11 protein-coding genes are annotated in these 15,466 nt (G+C 65.9%); 8 read left to right on the forward strand and 3 right to left on the reverse strand.

Going from position 1 to position 15,466, the window contains the following annotated elements:
- Positions 1 to 33: 33 nt before the first annotated feature.
- From aceK to OOB33_RS07720, 3 genes are all read left to right on the forward strand, one after another.
- On the forward strand, positions 34 to 1,830 hold the full coding sequence (aceK, locus tag OOB33_RS07710; protein WP_271008250.1) for a bifunctional isocitrate dehydrogenase kinase/phosphatase: 1,797 nt from the start codon (positions 34 to 36) through the stop codon (positions 1,828 to 1,830).
- Between the two features lie 76 nt (positions 1,831 to 1,906).
- On the forward strand, positions 1,907 to 3,088 hold the full coding sequence (locus OOB33_RS07715; RefSeq protein WP_102768136.1) for an acetyl-CoA C-acyltransferase: 1,182 nt from the start codon (positions 1,907 to 1,909) through the stop codon (positions 3,086 to 3,088).
- Between the two features lie 492 nt (positions 3,089 to 3,580).
- Positions 3,581 to 6,343 (forward strand): collagenase, encoded by a 2,763-nt coding sequence (locus tag OOB33_RS07720; protein ID WP_271008251.1) that lies wholly within the window; start codon positions 3,581 to 3,583, stop codon positions 6,341 to 6,343.
- Between the two features lie 117 nt (positions 6,344 to 6,460).
- On the opposite strand, the gene OOB33_RS07725 is transcribed toward OOB33_RS07720, so the two are convergent.
- Positions 6,461 to 6,910 (reverse strand): RrF2 family transcriptional regulator, encoded by a 450-nt coding sequence (locus tag OOB33_RS07725; protein ID WP_271008252.1) that lies wholly within the window; start codon positions 6,908 to 6,910, stop codon positions 6,461 to 6,463.
- Between the two features lie 204 nt (positions 6,911 to 7,114).
- Between OOB33_RS07725 and OOB33_RS07730 the strand changes: the two genes are divergently transcribed.
- Together OOB33_RS07730 and OOB33_RS07735 are read left to right on the forward strand one after the other, a co-directional pair.
- Complete coding sequence (locus tag OOB33_RS07730) at positions 7,115 to 7,405, forward strand: hypothetical protein (protein ID WP_271008253.1); 291 nt, start codon at positions 7,115 to 7,117, stop codon at positions 7,403 to 7,405.
- Between the two features lie 60 nt (positions 7,406 to 7,465).
- Positions 7,466 to 8,692 carry a globin domain-containing protein gene (locus OOB33_RS07735; protein ID WP_271008254.1) on the forward strand — a complete coding sequence of 409 codons (1,227 nt, stop codon included), beginning with the start codon at positions 7,466 to 7,468 and terminating at the stop codon, positions 8,690 to 8,692.
- A 68-nt stretch (positions 8,693 to 8,760) separates the two neighbouring features.
- On the opposite strand, the gene OOB33_RS07740 is transcribed toward OOB33_RS07735, so the two are convergent.
- Complete coding sequence (locus OOB33_RS07740; protein ID WP_271008255.1) at positions 8,761 to 9,450, reverse strand: hypothetical protein; 690 nt, start codon at positions 9,448 to 9,450, stop codon at positions 8,761 to 8,763.
- 433 nt (positions 9,451 to 9,883) lie between these two features.
- Between OOB33_RS07740 and OOB33_RS07745 the strand changes: the two genes are divergently transcribed.
- The 3 genes from OOB33_RS07745 (at position 9,884) to OOB33_RS07755 (ending at position 14,138) form a co-directional block, all read left to right on the forward strand.
- Positions 9,884 to 11,365, forward strand: coding sequence for a hypothetical protein (locus OOB33_RS07745; RefSeq protein WP_271008256.1), 1,482 nt, complete (start codon positions 9,884 to 9,886; stop codon positions 11,363 to 11,365).
- 9 nt (positions 11,366 to 11,374) lie between these two features.
- Positions 11,375 to 13,105 (forward strand): GMC oxidoreductase, encoded by a 1,731-nt coding sequence (locus OOB33_RS07750; RefSeq protein ID WP_102768130.1) that lies wholly within the window; start codon positions 11,375 to 11,377, stop codon positions 13,103 to 13,105.
- A gap of 256 nt (positions 13,106 to 13,361) precedes the next feature.
- Positions 13,362 to 14,138, forward strand: a complete 777-nt coding sequence (locus tag OOB33_RS07755; RefSeq protein WP_271008257.1) for a substrate-binding periplasmic protein — start codon at positions 13,362 to 13,364, stop codon at positions 14,136 to 14,138.
- Positions 14,139 to 14,384: 246 nt separating this feature from the next.
- On the opposite strand, the gene OOB33_RS07760 is transcribed toward OOB33_RS07755, so the two are convergent.
- Positions 14,385 to 15,431, reverse strand: a complete 1,047-nt coding sequence (locus OOB33_RS07760) for a hypothetical protein (protein ID WP_271008258.1) — start codon at positions 15,429 to 15,431, stop codon at positions 14,385 to 14,387.
- Between the last annotated feature and the right edge of the window lie 35 nt (positions 15,432 to 15,466).

Here is a 15,466-nt window from a genome sequence, read left to right on the forward strand (position 1 = left end):
TGATTTTCTCGTCCCAGCCCGGCGCGCCCGTCCATGTTTCCGCAGAAGCTGACCGACGCCCGGGCCTTCGAGATCGCGCAGACCTTGCTGGGCGGTTTTGACCGCCACTACCAACTTTTCAGCGCCACCAGCGCCGCCGCCAAGCAGCGCTTCGAGCGGGCCGACTGGCAGGGCCAGCAGCGCGCGCAGGCCCTGCGCATCGAGTTCTACGAGCAGCGGGTGGACGAAACCGTGGCTCTGCTGGAGGCGCGCTTCCAAGCCAGCCAGCTGGCCATGGATGTCTGGCAGCAGGTCAAGCTGCACTTCATCGGCCTGCTGATCGACCACCTGCAGCCCGAGCTGGCCGAGACCTTTTTCAATTCCGTCTGCACCCGCATCCTGCACCGCGGCTACTTCCACAACTCATTCCTCTTCGTGCGCCCGGCTGTGTCCACCGAGTACATCGAGAACGAGGAGCCGGCCGCCCGCGCGACCTACCGCGCCTACTACCCGACGCCGCAGAACCTGCACGACACCTGGTGCCGGGTGCTGACCAATTTCCAGCTCGAGGTCGAGTTCGAAGACCTGGGCCGTGATGTGGATCTGGTGCTGCAGGCGGTGCAGCGCCAGCTCGGTGATTTCCGCTGGCGCGCCAACTTCCAGATCCAGGTGCTGTCCAGCCTGTTCTATCGCAACAAGGGCGCCTACCTGGTCGGCAAGATCATCAACGGCTTCACCGAGACGCCGTTTGCCCTGCCCATCCTTCATGCTGAGCGATCGGGCCTGCTGCGCATCGACGCCGCCCTGTTCGGCGAAGACGATCTCCTGATGCTGTTCAGCTTCGCCCGCGCTTATTTCATGGTGGACATGGCCGTTCCCAGCGCCTGCGTGCAGTTCCTGCGTTCGCTGATGCCGCGCAAGCCGCGCGCCGAGCTCTACAGTGCCATCGGCCTGCAAAAGCATGGCAAGAACCTGTTCTACCGCGACCTGCTCGCCCATCTGCGCCACTCCAGCGACAAGTTCCGCATCGCCCCCGGCATCAAGGGCATGGTCATGCTGGTGTTCGATCTGCCCAGCTACCCCTTTGTCTTCAAGCTGATCAAGGATTTCTACCCGCCGCAGAAGGAAAACACCACGCGTGAGCTGATCCAGAGCAAGTACCTGCTGGTCAAGCAGCACGACCGCGTCGGCCGCATGGCCGACACGCTGGAGTTCTCTAACGTCGCATTGCCACGCCATCGCTTTGACGAAGAGCTGCTGGCCGAGCTGCGCCATTTCTGTCCCAGCCTGCTGGAAGAAGAAGGGGACAAGCAAGGCGGCGAGCACCTGGTGCTGCGCCATGTCTACATCGAGCGCCGCATGGTGCCGCTCAACATCTATCTGCAAGAGGCCACGCCCGCGCAGCTGGAGCATGCGGTGATCGAGTACGGCAATGCCATCAAGGACTTGCTGGCCGCCAACATCTTTCCCGGCGACATGCTGTGGAAGAACTTCGGCGTCACCCGCCACGGCAAGGTGGTGTTCTACGACTACGACGAGATCGAGTACATGACGGACTGCAAGTTCCGCCACGTGCCCGCGCCGCGCAACGAGGAAGAGGAGCTGTCCGGCGAGGTCTGGTACGCCGTCGGCCCGCGCGATGTCTTCCCCGAGACCTTCGGCCCCTTCCTGCTGGGGCACCCCGGCGTGCGTGAGGTCTTCATGCGCCACCACGCCGATCTGCTCGACCCCGCGTTCTGGCAGCGCCACCAGCAGCGCACGCTGGACGGCCATGTGCACGACGTCTTTCCCTACGACCCGCAGCGGCGTTTTCTGCAGCAGCCACCGCCCACCCCGGCGGCGCTGCACTGAAGCGCTCGCGCCCGTTTTCTCTCGCTGTCCCCGTTCTTTTTTGTTTGTTGTTGTTGAACTCCCCAAGGAGCCTCTCATGTCCACTGAATCCATCGTTATCGTTTCCGCCGCCCGCACGCCCATCGGCGGCCTGCTCGGTGATTTCGCCGGCCTGCAAGCCTGGGAGCTTGCGGCCGTGGCCATCAAGGCCGCCGTCGAGCGCGCCGGTGTGCCGGGTGATGCCATCCAGGAAGCCTTCATCGGCAACTGCCTGATGGCCGGCCAAGGCCAAGCCCCCGCCCGCCAGGCCGTGCTCAAGGCCGGCCTGCCGCAATCGGTCGGCGCGGTCACGCTGAGCAAGATGTGCGGCGCCGGCATGCGCGCCACCATGTTTGCCCATGACACGCTGAAGGCCGAAAGCGCCGACATCCTGATCGCCGGCGGCATGGAATCCATGACCAACGCCCCGCACCTGATGTTCGCGCGCAAGGGCGTGAAGTACGGCGCCACCGCCATGTACGACCACATGGCCCTGGACGGCCTGGAAGACGCCTACCAGCGCGGCAAGGCCATGGGCGTGTTCGCCGAAACCTGCGTCAGCAAGTACGGCTTCACCCGCGAGGCGCAAGACGCCTTCGCCGTCGCCTCAACCGAGCGCGCCAAGCGCGCCAATGAAGACGGCAGCTTTGCTTGGGAAATGGCGCCGGTCACCATCTCCGGCCGTGCCGGCGACACCGTCATCAGCCGCGACGAGCAGCCCTTCAAGGCCAAGCTGGACAAGATCGCCGGCCTCAAGCCCGCGTTCGTGAAAGACGGCACCATCACCGCCGCCACCTCCAGCTCCATCTCCGATGGCGCCGCCGCCCTGGTGCTGATGCGTGAAAGCACGGCCGCCAAGCTGGGCCTGGCCCCCATCGCCCGCATCGTCGGCACTGCCGTGCATGCCAACGCCCCCGAGTGGTTCACCACCGCCCCGGTCGGCGCCATCCAGAAGCTGCTGGACAAGAACGGCTGGGATGCCAAGAGCGTCGACCTCTGGGAAGTCAACGAAGCCTTTGCCGCCGTCACCATGGCGGCCATGGCCGAGTTCAAGCTGCCGCACGAGATCGTCAACGTCAACGGCGGCGCTGTCGCCCTGGGCCACCCGATCGGCGCCTCGGGCGCCCGCATCCTGGTCACCCTGATCGGCGCGCTCAAGCACCGTGGTCTGAAGCGCGGCGTGGCCGCGCTGTGCATCGGTGGTGGCGAGGCAACAGCCGTCGGGGTCGAGATCCTGTGAATCTCGACCTAGGCCGTTGAGCTGTGGGCGTGGAACTGCCGTGAACCTCGGGACGGGCGGCTGAGCCTGCCTTCTTGAGCTGATCTGCGGTAACCCAGAAAATCAGCGGTAAACAAAAGCCAGTGGCCGGGAGGCCGCTGGCTTTTTTCTTTGCTGTGCGCGCTGGTGTGCGCGGCCCCTCCATCGCATCGATTGGAGCGCCTCAGCTCGCGCGTAGCCCTTTGCCTCGCAGCCTGACGCGCAAGCTCATCGGCACATACCACAGCGCTTCCGCCGCTGACATCTGGGGTTAACCAGATATGAATATCGCACACATATCTCCAATATATCTATTCCAGCGGTGCACATGCGCGGTGCTTTGAACCGTTGGTAGGCCTTGCGGAGCCGGCGCCGCAGCGCTGCGGGCCCAAGCGAGAAGCCAGTTGCGGCACAAGCGTGACTCGGCTTCTCGGCCCTTGGGCATACCCCCCACAACAACGGAGACAACCAGCAATGAAAACCCACCATCTGGCCGGCGTCAGCCTGGCCTTGGCGAGCTGCCTGAGCCTCTCGGCTCCGGCCCAAGCCGCCCCGCAACGTGAGGCGCTGCCCGCGTCCCATCTGGCCCCCCAGCCCAGCCTGGATGCGGAGCGCACTCCCGCCCGCAAGCCGCTCAGCGCCAAGGATCGCGCGCCCACGCCCAGCTCGCTCGACCACCTGCGTGACCACCACAGCCGCGATGCGCTGCGCAAACCCGCCGCCAAGACCGGCGCGGCCACGCTGGCCGCCTGCGACACCAGCATCTTCACCCGCAACTCCGGCTGGGCTCTGGTCGATGCGATCCGCGGCAGCACGATGGAGTGCGTCAACGAAACCTTCGGCTTCACCGGCAGCAATGCCCGCAGCGCCTTCAGCGAGGCGCAGATGCGCAGCGTGGCCGATGGCCTGCGCAGCTATGCCGCCAGCTACCCGGGCAACAACAGCCAGGGCGCGGCCAATCTGGTGCTCTACCTGCGTGCGGGTTACTACGTCCAGTACTACAACGCCGGCGATGTGGGCAGCTACGGCCCGGGCCTGAAGACCTCGCTGCAAGGCGCGCTGGACACCCTGTTCAGCAACGCCAACATCTTCCAGAACAGCGATGCCAACGGCGAGACCCTGTCCGAGGCGGTCATCCTGATCGACTCCTCGGTGCAGAACGCCCGCTACCTCTGGGTGGTGCGCCGTTTGCTGAACGACTACAGCGCCAGCTGGAACAGCTCCTGGAATATGCGCAACGCCGCCAACAACGCCTTCACGGTGCTGTTCCGCGGCCACCAGGAAAGCGATTTCCAGCAAGCCGTGCAGAGCGACAGCTCCACCATCTACGCGCTCAGCGATTTCGCCAGCCGCAACTGGAACCTGCTGGGCACCGGCAACGCCTTCCTGACCAAGAACGCCTCGCGAGAGCTCTCGCGCTTTCTGCAGTACGCCAGCCTCAAACCCACCGTGCGGCCGCTGGTGCAGGGCCTGACCACGCGCAGCAGCCTGAACACGCCCTCGGGCGGCATCTGGGTTGGTTTGGCCGACATGACCGACTACTACGACGCCGGCAACTGCAACTACTACGGCAACTGCAACTGGAAGGCCCGCACCGAAGCGGCCATCCTGCCCCTGCGCAAGACCTGCAGCCCCAGCCTGACGCTGCGCGCCCAGTCCATGACGGCGGCCGAGCAGACCAGCACCTGCAGCTCGGTGGTGAACCAGGAAAGCTACTTCCACGACAAGCTGCAAACCAATCGCCAGCCCGTGGCCAATGACTTCAACAGCAGCCTGGAGCTGGTGGTCTTCGACAGCCCCAGCGACTACGAGGACTACGGTGGCGCCCTGTTCGGCATGGACACCAACAACGGCGGCATGTACCTCGAGGGCGACCCGGCCGCGGCCGGCAACCAGGCCCGCTTCGTGGCCTACGAGGCCGACTGGCTGCGCCCCAGCTTCCAGGTCTGGAATCTGAACCACGAGTACACCCACTACCTCGATGGCCGCTTCGACATGTACGGCGACTTCAGCGCCAATATGACGACGCCGACCGTCTGGTGGAGCGAGGGTCTGGCCGAGCATGTGGCGTACTGCTACCTCAACCAGCGTTACGACGCGGCGCTGAGCATGGCCGGCAGCTACACCTACACGCTGAACCAGCTTTTCGACACCGACTACGGCAACCAGGATCGCGTCTACCGCTGGGGCTATCTGGCCGTCAGCTTCATGATGGAGCGCCACCGCGCCGACGTGAGCACCTTGCTGGGCTTCTACCGCAAGGGCGACTGGACGGGCGCGCGCAGCTTCCTCAAGAGCACCATCGGCAGCCGCTATGACGCCGAGTTCCGCAGCTGGCTGGGCACGGTCAACACCAACGGGGTGAACTGCGCCAACGGCACGCCGCCCGCTAATGTGGCGCCGACTGCCGGCTTCACCTTCAGCACCTCGGGCCTGACGGCCAACTTCACCGACACCTCGACCGACCCCGATGGCAGCGTCGCCAGCTGGGCCTGGAGCTTTGGTGACGGCAGCAGCTCCACCGTCAAGAACCCGAGCAAGACCTACGCCCAGGCCGGCACCTACACGGTCACGCTCACGGTCAAGGACAACAAGGGTGCCGCCAGCAACCCGCCCAAGACCCAGCAGGTCACGGTGAGGGTCGCGAGCAACCAGGCGCCAGTCGCCAACTTCAGCTGCACCGCCACGGGCCTGACCCTGAACTGCACCGACAGCTCCAGCGATGCCGACGGCAGCGTGGTGAGCTGGGCCTGGACCTTTGGCGACGGCAGCAGCTCCACGGCGCGCAACCCGAGCAAGACCTTTGCCGCCGCCGGCACCTACACCGTCACCCTGACGGTGAAGGACAACGCCGGTGCCAGCAGCAACCCGCCCAAGAGTCAGAGCTTCACCGTGTCCACCAGCACGCCGAATCTCTGCCCCGGCCGCAGCGATCAGATGAGCAATGGCTGCGTGCGCGCCGGCCTGGCCGGTGCCGCGGGGGATCTGCGTTACTACTACATCTACGTGGACAAACCCAATGTGCAGCTGAGCATCCAGACCAGCGGCGGCAGCGGCAACGCCGACCTCTACGTCAACACCCAGGGTTGGGCCAGCCCGAGCTCGCACAACTACCGCTCCACCAACAGCGGCAACGCCGAAACCGTGGTGGTGCCGGTCTACACGCCGGGCTATATCTACCTGACAGTGAGCGGCAAGACCGCCTTCAGCGGGCTGAGCTTGATCACCCGCTACTGAGCCTCAGCTCCTGCGCGGCGCCGCGATGGCGCCGCGTGAGAGGGCAGTGATGAAAAGCCAGCGTGCCGAAAAGGCCGCTGGCCTTTTTTTTGTGCGCCAGGGCTGCCCTGCCTTGGCTCAGGCCGAGCGCGGTGCGGGCCGGGTCGGCGCGTGCATCAGGCGCCACTGCGGTTTGCCCACCAGATCGGCCAGGTTGACGGCGTCCAGTTCGGCGAAGAAGGCCTTGAGGGCGCTTTTCAGCGCGCCCTTGAGCCGGCAGTTGGCGCCCAGCACGCATTTGTTGTCTTCGCCGAAACATTCCACCAGCACGGGCTCGCCTTCCATCTGGCGCACCACATCGCCCACGCCGATCTCGGCCGGGGCGCGTGCCAGGCGCAGGCCGCCGCCTTTGCCGCGCAGCCCTTCGACAAAGCCGCTATGGATCAGGCCGTTCACCACCTTGGTCAGGTGGTTGCGTGAGATGTCGAATCGCTCGGCGATTTCCTGGATGGTGGCCAATCGTTCCTCATTGCTGGCGAGGTAGATCAGCACCCGCAGGGCGTAATCCGTGTGCTGGGTGATCTGCATGCGCGCATGGTAGACCAGGGCCGAATGGTCTATCCCGGGGCGATCAGCAATGGCCCTGTTGGATTCAGGCTTAAAAGATGCATGCAAAATGCAACTTATAAATTCAAACCCAAGCCAAGAAAGCCCCCCATGTCATCGCTCGCACTCTCGTCTGCCCCCAGCTCTGCCCTGATCTCGGCCGCACCGGCCCGCCCCCCTTCACTCGTGTCCGGGCTCGTGGCCGCCGCTCCAGCCCCCGCAGCGGTGAATGTGCCCAAGGCCGCCAGCGCGCCAGCCTGGGAGGACCTCCGTGTGTTCGCCTGGTCGCGCCGGGCCATGGGCTATTCGGCCCTGGTGGTGGTGGCTGCCGTGGTGCTGGCCTACCCGCTGGCGCACAAGCTCTCGTTGCCGGCGCAAATCGTGGCCCACCTGGCCATTCCGGTGGCGGCCGGCGTGTTCAAGCTCGGCTATGTCGCCCGCCTTGCTGCGCAAGAAGCCCTGGCGCGCGTGGCCTGAGCCCGGCGCCGCCTGCAGCACCTTCAAGCCTCCGTTTCCTCTCACAAGCTCGACACTCTCATGCTCTCCACCACCGCACGCCCCTGGATCGAAGCCACCTTGCCCGTGGTCCTGGAACATGGCGAAGCCATCACCCGGCACTTCTACCAACGCATGCTCGGCCAGCACCCCGAGCTGAAGAATCTGTTCAACCTCAGCAACCAGTCCCAGGGCGATCAGGCCCAGGCCCTGGCCCGTGCGGTCTACGCCTACGCGGCGCACATGGACCAAGCGCAGCTGATCGCCCCCGTGCTGGAGCGCATCGCCCACAAGCATGTCAGCCTGGGCATCACGCCGGCGCAGTACACCATCGTCGGCCGCCACTTGCTGGCCAGCATCGGCGAGGTGCTGGGCGCGGCCATCACGGCCGATATCGCCAGCGCCTGGGACGAGGTCTACTGGTTGATGGCCTCCGAGCTGATCGCCCGCGAAGCGCGGCTCTACCAGGAACGCCACTGGGCCGTCGGCGGCGCCTGGCCCGAGCTGGAGGTCTGCGATCTGCAAGCCAGCAGCGAAGACACGCTCAGCCTGACCCTGCGCGCGCCAGACGGCAGGCCGCTGCCCGATTTCATCCCCGGCCAGTACCTCAGCGTGGCGCTGCCCCTGCCCGAGCTGGGCCTGAGCCAGATCCGCCAGTACAGCCTGTCCAACCGGCCTGGTGAGGGCGTCTGGCGTATCACCGTCAAGCGCGTGCGAGGCGAGGCGTCGAAGGAGGGCGAGCCGGCGGGCCGCCCCGACGGCCTGGTCTCCACCCGCTTGCATGAGCAGATTCGCGTGGGCGACTGCTTGCGCGTGGGCCCTACGGCGGGTGACTTCCAGCTCCGCCCGGGCTTGCAGCCCGTGGTGATGATCAGCGCCGGTGTGGGCATCACGCCCATGGTGTCCATGCTGCAGCACATCGCCCACAGCCAGCCCGAGCGGCCGCTGTGTTTTGCCTATGCCACCACCAGCCCCGCGCACTATCCGCTGCGCGAAGAGGTGGAGTCCACCCTGGCCCGCCTGACCCACGCGCGCTACCAGCTCTGGCTGGAGCAGGGCAGCCAGAGCCGCCCCGGCGCCGTGCCCGGCCGCATGGCCCTGGACGGCCCGCACGACCTGGGCGCCTGGCCCGCCGATGCCGACTATTACCTCTGCGGCCCCCTGGCCTTCATGCAGGCGCAGCGCCGCACCCTGCTGTCCCAGGGCATCGAGCGCAGCCGCATTCACTACGAGGTCTTTGGGCCTGATCTCTTCGGCGATCTGCCTTGAGCTCAGGCGGTCTCATGCAAGCGCCATGACCCCGATGGGCCGCGCGCCCCGCGGGGCATCGGCAGGGGTCAGCCGACGCTCGTGCGTCGCCCCGCCCGCAGCAGCATGAGGCCCACACCGGTGAACCAGACAATCTGGGTGATGCCGAAAACGGCGCCAAGATCGCGAAGCGGCGGCAGCAGGGTCAAGACACCGCAGCTGCCGCACAGCACGCCCAGCCAGGCCAGTGCGGATGCGCGTGATTCCCGCAGCCCGGCGATCGCCAGCAGCAAGACCCAGGCCCCGCCCACCACTTCAACCCCGCCCCCCAAGCCGTCCTGGAGGATGGTCAGCATCTGCCAGACAGTCATGGCTAAGGCGGGGTCCTTGGCGTGCAGGGTGGCCACGGCTGTCAGGCCCACGCTGGACAGCATGCCGCTGGCGATCACCAGGCCTGCCCAGATGTAGCCAAACGGCGAGGCCACACGCATCAGCGCTTCATTGCCCGATGCGCGAAAGCGTTCGTGCAGCGCGGAGCTGAGCAGCACCAGCGCCAGGCCGAAGGCGACATACACCAGCAGGTTCACGGCCTGAAATGCAGCCTGGCGCTCCAGCACAAAAGCCAGCCTGCGAGCCGCATCCCAGCCCTCGGCCTGCTCGGGCTTGAGCCAGGTCGTGATGGCCGCAAAGCCAACGATATAGCTCAGCGCCTCGAACAAGGCCGCCCCGCCGCCCCAGATCCACAGCCGCTTGTGCCTTGCGTGTGCCTCGGTGTTCATGTGCGCTCCTCTCGCGCCCGACTTGGATCCCGGGCTGCGTCCTGTCCTGATGGTTGAAGGAACCGATGGGCGCGCGCGATCACATGGCGCCCTAGTTCAGCGGCCGCATCTTGGCCGCCGGCCCGGCGCCGCGCGACGGTGCCGCGACGAACCGTCGAATCGCTGGGATGGGTTGCATCCGCCACGCTGCGCCGCGCGGTGCGCACGTTATGAAGAGAAAGCCGACATCCGCTTTGGTACTCGTGGCTGCAGGCTCCGTAACTAATCACGCCGAGGCCGGCTCCCGAGATCGGGGCTGCGTGGCTCAATACATGGCCGGCAGCAATGCAAGAAAACGCATGTGCAACGCTCGGCATCCCCAGGTGGCGTTCGAGCCGCTACAGGCTTGACCCCGTCGCCTCCTTCCCCGCATCAACAACAGATGGAGAAGCAGATGATGAAAGCGTTCAAATCCTTGCTGTGGTCGGCCGCTTGCAGCCTTTTGCTGGCTGGCCCGGCCCATGCCGCGCCCAACACCCCGTTCGCTGACAACAACGGCACCGTGGTGCCGCCGAATCAGTACAGCGGTCCCTTCTTCAAACTGAGTCATGACTACCCGGCCACGGCCCCGGTGCCCGCCATGCCCTGGCGCAAGGCCATCAACAACGGCCGCATCAGCACCCGCAATGCCAGCGCTTACGCCGAGGCCCTGAAGCAGGCCGTGGGGCCGGATATGCGAGTCTTGATTGAAGACTACGCCAACTGGAATGCGGCCCAACGCGGTTGGTACAACGAGCCCTGGATCGGCAATCTGCGCGAACCCATCCACGGCATGTATGTCGGCAGCCAGGAGCTGGACGCGTCCTTGTTCGCCAAGAGCGGGTTGACCAAGCCCATCACCACCTACGTCCTGACCTATTACGACCGCACGGCAGCCCCCACGCTCTACAACATCTGGGGCAAGACCGCCATGCAGCCCAATATCAACGCCCGCAGCACGCAGTTTGCAGAAGGTTCGGTGGTGGTCAAAGCGTCGTTCATCACGGCCGATGGCAAGGTCTGGCCGGCCATGGAGGGGGCCCTGAGCTGGCCGCTCTACATCAGCGTCGATGCCAGCACCAATCCACCGCCGGACTACACCGCCAGCCCGCCGGTGCTGATCAATGCCTCGTTCATGCAGTTCGACATCATCGTCAAGGACAGCGCCTCTGCGCCTGCGACGGGCTGGGTGTTCACCACCCTGGTCTACGACAAGCGGCTGAAGCGCGGCCCCAACGGCATCTGGGATCAGATGGTCGTGCTCGGTGCGCAATGGGGCAATGACCCGCAGGCCAAGGACCCCAGCAACCCACGGCCCAAGCTGCTCGAAAACTGGAACAACCCGGCCGCACCCTTGTACGGCGGAGAAACCTTTGGCTGGGGCGAGCGCCTGTCCGGCCCCAACGATGGCGCCATGAACGACTTTGCCTACAGCAGCGGCACCAACCCCGGTACGCGCGACACGGCCGCAAGCCGTGTCAAGGCCGATCAACTCAAGGTCGGGGCACCGGTCTATGTCACCAATGGCAAGAACTCCTCATGCATGAGCTGCCACAGCACGGCGCAATGGAACCCGAAGAATCCATCCTTGGGCATGGATTCCTTCCTCTTGCCCTTGCTGACGCCGCGGCCGCAGCTGCCACCGGGATGCAGCAACGCAAAAGACCCATGCGCTAACTTCCTCAACTCGCCCCTGCCGGGCTCTCCTTTGTGGATGAAGTGGTTCCAGAACCGCAAGGGCGATGTGCCGATGGACAAGGGCAGCATCGCCGCCGATTTCGACATGGTGCTGACCTTCAAATCCCTGCCCGCCTGGTATCAAGCCACGCAAGGCAAGCCCCACCAGTTGCTGTCGACGGACCGCAATGGCCGGGCTTATCCCAGCACCATTCGTTGAGGTGATGCCATGAGCCACAACTACCAGCGTTTCTTCGCCCGCCAAGCCGGCAGCGCCCCCGCGCCCTCAGCCCCGGCCGGCATCTCCCTGGGCTACCCGGTGCCCGGCCCGCAGAACACGGATGTCAACGAGATGGCTGCGAAGGCCTTCTTTGCCAGCTCCGCGCAGTGGGCCCAGATCCAGCAGCAGGCCTTCGACTTCATCGTCATCGGCACCGGCCCCACCGGTGTGGCGTTCATCGAGCAGGCGCTGCGCAACAAGCCGCAGGCCAGGATCCTGGTGCTCGAGCGGGGCGGCTTCGTCCTGCCTGTGCATTACCAGATGCTGCCCGTGGCCTTCCAGGCCTTCACCGGCTCGCCGCCCACCACCTACCCGTGGACCCGCAGCACGCGCATGAGCAGCACCGGCCCGGCCTTCTTCCAGGCCGGCTACATCCCCATCCTGGGTGGGCGTTCGACCTACTGGAGCGCCTGGTCGCCGTCTCCCACGCCGGATCTGATGCGCGATTGGCCGCAGGAGCTGGTTCAAGTCACGCTCAAGCCGGGCTTCTGGGAGCGCGCCCGCGGCTTTCTCCAGGTCACCTCGATGGACCGCATCGACGATGGCGTCTACGGCAATCTGCAAGCCCAGCTGGGCTGCCGGCTGAAGGACAACTTCAAGCGCTTCGTGCCGTCGGCGCAGAACGCCTACCCCGCGCCCATTGCCGTGGCCAACCCGGATTGGCAGACCGTCAAGTTCTACAAATACTCCACCGTGGGCACCTTGCTGGCTTTGCAAGCCAGGCAGAGCAGCTTGGCCGCGCAGGGGCAGGGCGCCGCGCTGCCGATCGTGGACCACTGCATCGTGGAGCGCCTCCTCCACGACGAGCAAGGCACGGTGACGGCGCTGCTCACCAGTCGTGGGCCCTTGGCTGTGGCCTCTGCCAAGGTCATCCTGGCCATGGGCACCATCCCGCCTGCCACGCTGCTGATGAACTCCTTCGGCCCGCGCTTGCCCAAGGCCGGCCAGCGCTACACAGGGCATTTCATGTCGCATGTTACGGCGAGGGTCCGGCGTTCGGCCTTCAAGAACGTGGCGCCGCTGGAGCTGGGCGCTTTGTATCTGGATGGCAAGGACGCGCAGGGGCAGCAGTACCACGTGCAGGTCAGCGCTTTCGCTTCCACCGATGCTGCGCGCGACCTGAGCACCATTGCCCACGAAGCCCCAGACGCGGCCGCCGTGGCCACGCCGCAGCAGCTGCAAAGCTCCGAAGACCACATCGTGTTCGTCTGCGCCACGCTGGGCGAGGTCAGCGAGAAGAACGCTGACAACTGGATCCGCCTCGACGACGGGCCGGACCCGACCAGCAACATCACCCTGCAGCTGGGTCTCAGTGAAGCCGATCAGCGCCTCTGGGACACCCTCGATGAGGCCACCTACCAGACGCTGGATGCCCTGGTGTCCAGCGACGGTGTGACCCCGACCGTCGAGTACTGGATCGAAGACGGCGCCAGTGCGGGCAGCTGGAGTGCACTGCGCCCTCCGCAGTCGCAGATCCGGCTCAACATCATCGTGCACGAGGCCTCGCCCTTGTGGATGGGCGCGGACCCGGCCGACTCGGTGGTGGGCCTGGACTATCGGCCGCATGGCGTGAGCAATGTCTACCTGACCGGCGGCGCCATCTTGCCCACCTCCGGCTCCTGGAACCCCACGCTCACCCTGTGCGGCTTGGCCCAAGACCTGGCCGACCGTTTGAGCTGAGGCCCGGCTTCAGGCCCGGTCACGTCTCGTCCCGCGCAAGGCGGTCATCGGCGTCCGGCGATCGGCTGTGCCTGCGGCGGCGCCGCCGGCACAGCTTCACCCGCCGCAACTCGCCATGCTCAGCTCCATGGCAGCCGCTGGGTCGGCGGTCTGTTCAAAGAAACTCATGCCTGACCTTGCGGGCTTGCTGCGGTGGGTCGACAAGTCTTGTGGAGAGGATCAGAATGGATTTGCAACCCGACCGAAGGAAGCTGCCATGCCCCGAGTCGACCGCTGGCTGCGCGCCAGTTTGTGTGCAGTGTTACTCGCCTGTTCGGGTCAGGTGGTTCATGCCAGTGATCTTTTGGGCGTGACCGAAGACGTCCCGCCTTTCTCGTACCTGGAAGACGGCCGCTACCTCGGCCTGGCCAACGAGGTTTTGGATCGCATCGTCAAGCGCAGCGGCTTGCGAATTCAGCGCGCCATTCAGCCCTGGGCTCGCGCGCAGATCACCGTTCAGGGGGTTCCCAACAGCATGCTCTATGTCACCGTTCGCGCCCCTGCACGAGAGAAGCTCTATCGTTGGGTGGGCCCGATTGATGACTGCGAGATCGCCGTGCTTGCTTTGGCCAGCAGCGGACGCAGCTTCACACCGTCCACTCCGGACGGGCAGGTTCTTCGTATCGGTGCGGTGCGCGGTTCGCCGGCCGGCAAATTGCTCAGGGAGGCGGGTGTGACAGAGCGCAGCATCTACAACACCCCGGGCAGTGAGACCTCGGCCAAGATGCTCTACGTCGGCCACCTGGACATGATTGCCGGCCTGACGCTGCCCTACGCATTTCAGGCCGCGAGGGCCGGCTACGATCCCAGTCAGCTGGTGCAGGTGCATGTGTTGCGCAAGGGCCTGGGCTGCTATTTCGCGTTCAACCTCAAGGTGGACGACGGTCTGTTCAGTCGTTTCGAAGAGGCCTTTGTCGCGATGCAAGCCAGCGGTGAGCTCAAGACCTTGCGGGAGCAGTACCTGCAGACGCCAACGCGACGGGCCGCGCGCTGAGCAGGTCCGCAAGACCAAGCGGCGCGACAAGCCAGGGCCGAGAGCCGGCAACCATTGGCGCGCCTTGTCTCGCTCGGGTGCTGAAGTTGGCGATCGCCTCTGTCGGGGAGCTTGGGCAAGACCGGCGATTCAATTCCCGAGGGACTTCATCGATGCATCCGCGAGGCCGGAATGGCTGCCGAACTCATTCCGAGTTCGGCGAGTCTGCGGAGGATGACGGAGTTGCATCCCTTCCGCCGAGCGGTCTCAGCGCGACCAGGGTGCCGCTGCGGCTTCTGCCAGGCGCTGCTCGCCCATGGCGCGCAGGCTCCATTTGAGCAAGCGGTCTTGCGCGTCGAACAGCAGCACCAGCTCCAGCTCCGGCGTGGGGCCGGTGCTGGCATCGGCTGCGGGCCAGCGATCCTGCGTGTAGAGCACCACCCGCAGGCCGCTGTCGTAACGCATCATCCCCTGGTCCTTGCCCAAGCGCGCTTTGAGCTCCTCCCACAGGCTCAGCTCGCCAGCCTGCAGGCTGCGGGCCGCCTCGGGCAAGGGGCCGGGAGCTTGCATCAGGGCCGGGTCGAGCGGCGCGGTGGCGGCGTCCTTGTCGATGCTTTCAAACTCCACCTGGGTGTCGTCGGGCCAGGCGCTGTCGCCCAGGGGCAGGCGGTAGAGCTGGTGTCGCAAGCTGTAGCTCCAGTCGAACACGGGCAGGCTCAGGCCTTCCAGATGGCCCATGCCGCCCAGCGCCATTTGGCTGAGCTGCTGCACCCGCTGGCCGTGCTTGAGCCGGATGCCGAACACCGGCGCATCGGCAAAGCTGCTCCAGCCAAAGCGGCTGCTGTCGCAACCATTGAGCAGCGGCTTGAGCAGGTGGATGAACAAGCCACCAGGCCCGGCCGTGCGGGCCATGCCGCTGAAGAAGCTGGCTCGGCATTGCAAGCGCAAATCGCCCAGGCGGCGCAGCTGCGGCGTGCTGCCTGGCGTGCGCACATCGGCCCGCCAGGTGACCTTGCCATCACGCAGGCGGCTGTGCAGCTCGGTGCCCGGCTCCAGCGTCCGCCAGGCCTCGTCCAGCGCAAAGCGGCCGTCGGCCTCCAGCGCGATCGGCAGCGCGCCCTGCGGCGCCAGCAGCACCAGATCCACCAGCCGCGAGGCCTCCGCTTCCTTGCGCCCGAACACTTTGAAGCGCAGCACACCGTCCGGCGCCAGGGCTCGCTCGGCCAGAAAGATCTGCTCGGCCTTGAGCAGATGGCTCAGGGTCTTGGCATCCCGCGCCGCCGTGCTTTGGCCCTGCACGGCGACGGGGGCCATGGTGGGCAGGGGCTGCGGTGGCGCTGGCGGGGTGA

Origin of the sequence: Paucibacter sp. B51 (assembly GCF_027863535.1) — a bacterium.
GTDB lineage: Bacteria > Pseudomonadota > Gammaproteobacteria > Burkholderiales > Burkholderiaceae_C > Paucibacter_A > Paucibacter_A aquatilis.

Bases quoted from the DNA above. Each gene is read 5' to 3' on its own strand.
- OOB33_RS07740 (WP_271008255.1), bottom strand. From the start codon at position 9,450: ATGAACACCGAGGCACACGCAAGGCACAAGCGGCTGTGGATCTGGGGC.
- OOB33_RS07750 (WP_102768130.1), top strand. From the start codon at position 11,375: ATGAGCCACAACTACCAGCGTTTCTTCGCCCGCCAAGCCGGCAGCGCC.
- OOB33_RS07720 (WP_271008251.1), top strand. From the start codon at position 3,581: ATGAAAACCCACCATCTGGCCGGCGTCAGCCTGGCCTTGGCGAGCTGC.
- aceK (WP_271008250.1), top strand. From the start codon at position 34: ATGTTTCCGCAGAAGCTGACCGACGCCCGGGCCTTCGAGATCGCGCAG.
- OOB33_RS07760 (WP_271008258.1), bottom strand. From the start codon at position 15,431: ATGGCCCCCGTCGCCGTGCAGGGCCAAAGCACGGCGGCGCGGGATGCC.
- OOB33_RS07745 (WP_271008256.1), top strand. From the start codon at position 9,884: ATGATGAAAGCGTTCAAATCCTTGCTGTGGTCGGCCGCTTGCAGCCTT.
- OOB33_RS07725 (WP_271008252.1), bottom strand. From the start codon at position 6,910: ATGCAGATCACCCAGCACACGGATTACGCCCTGCGGGTGCTGATCTAC.
- OOB33_RS07715 (WP_102768136.1), top strand. From the start codon at position 1,907: ATGTCCACTGAATCCATCGTTATCGTTTCCGCCGCCCGCACGCCCATC.
- OOB33_RS07735 (WP_271008254.1), top strand. From the start codon at position 7,466: ATGCTCTCCACCACCGCACGCCCCTGGATCGAAGCCACCTTGCCCGTG.
- OOB33_RS07755 (WP_271008257.1), top strand. From the start codon at position 13,362: ATGCCCCGAGTCGACCGCTGGCTGCGCGCCAGTTTGTGTGCAGTGTTA.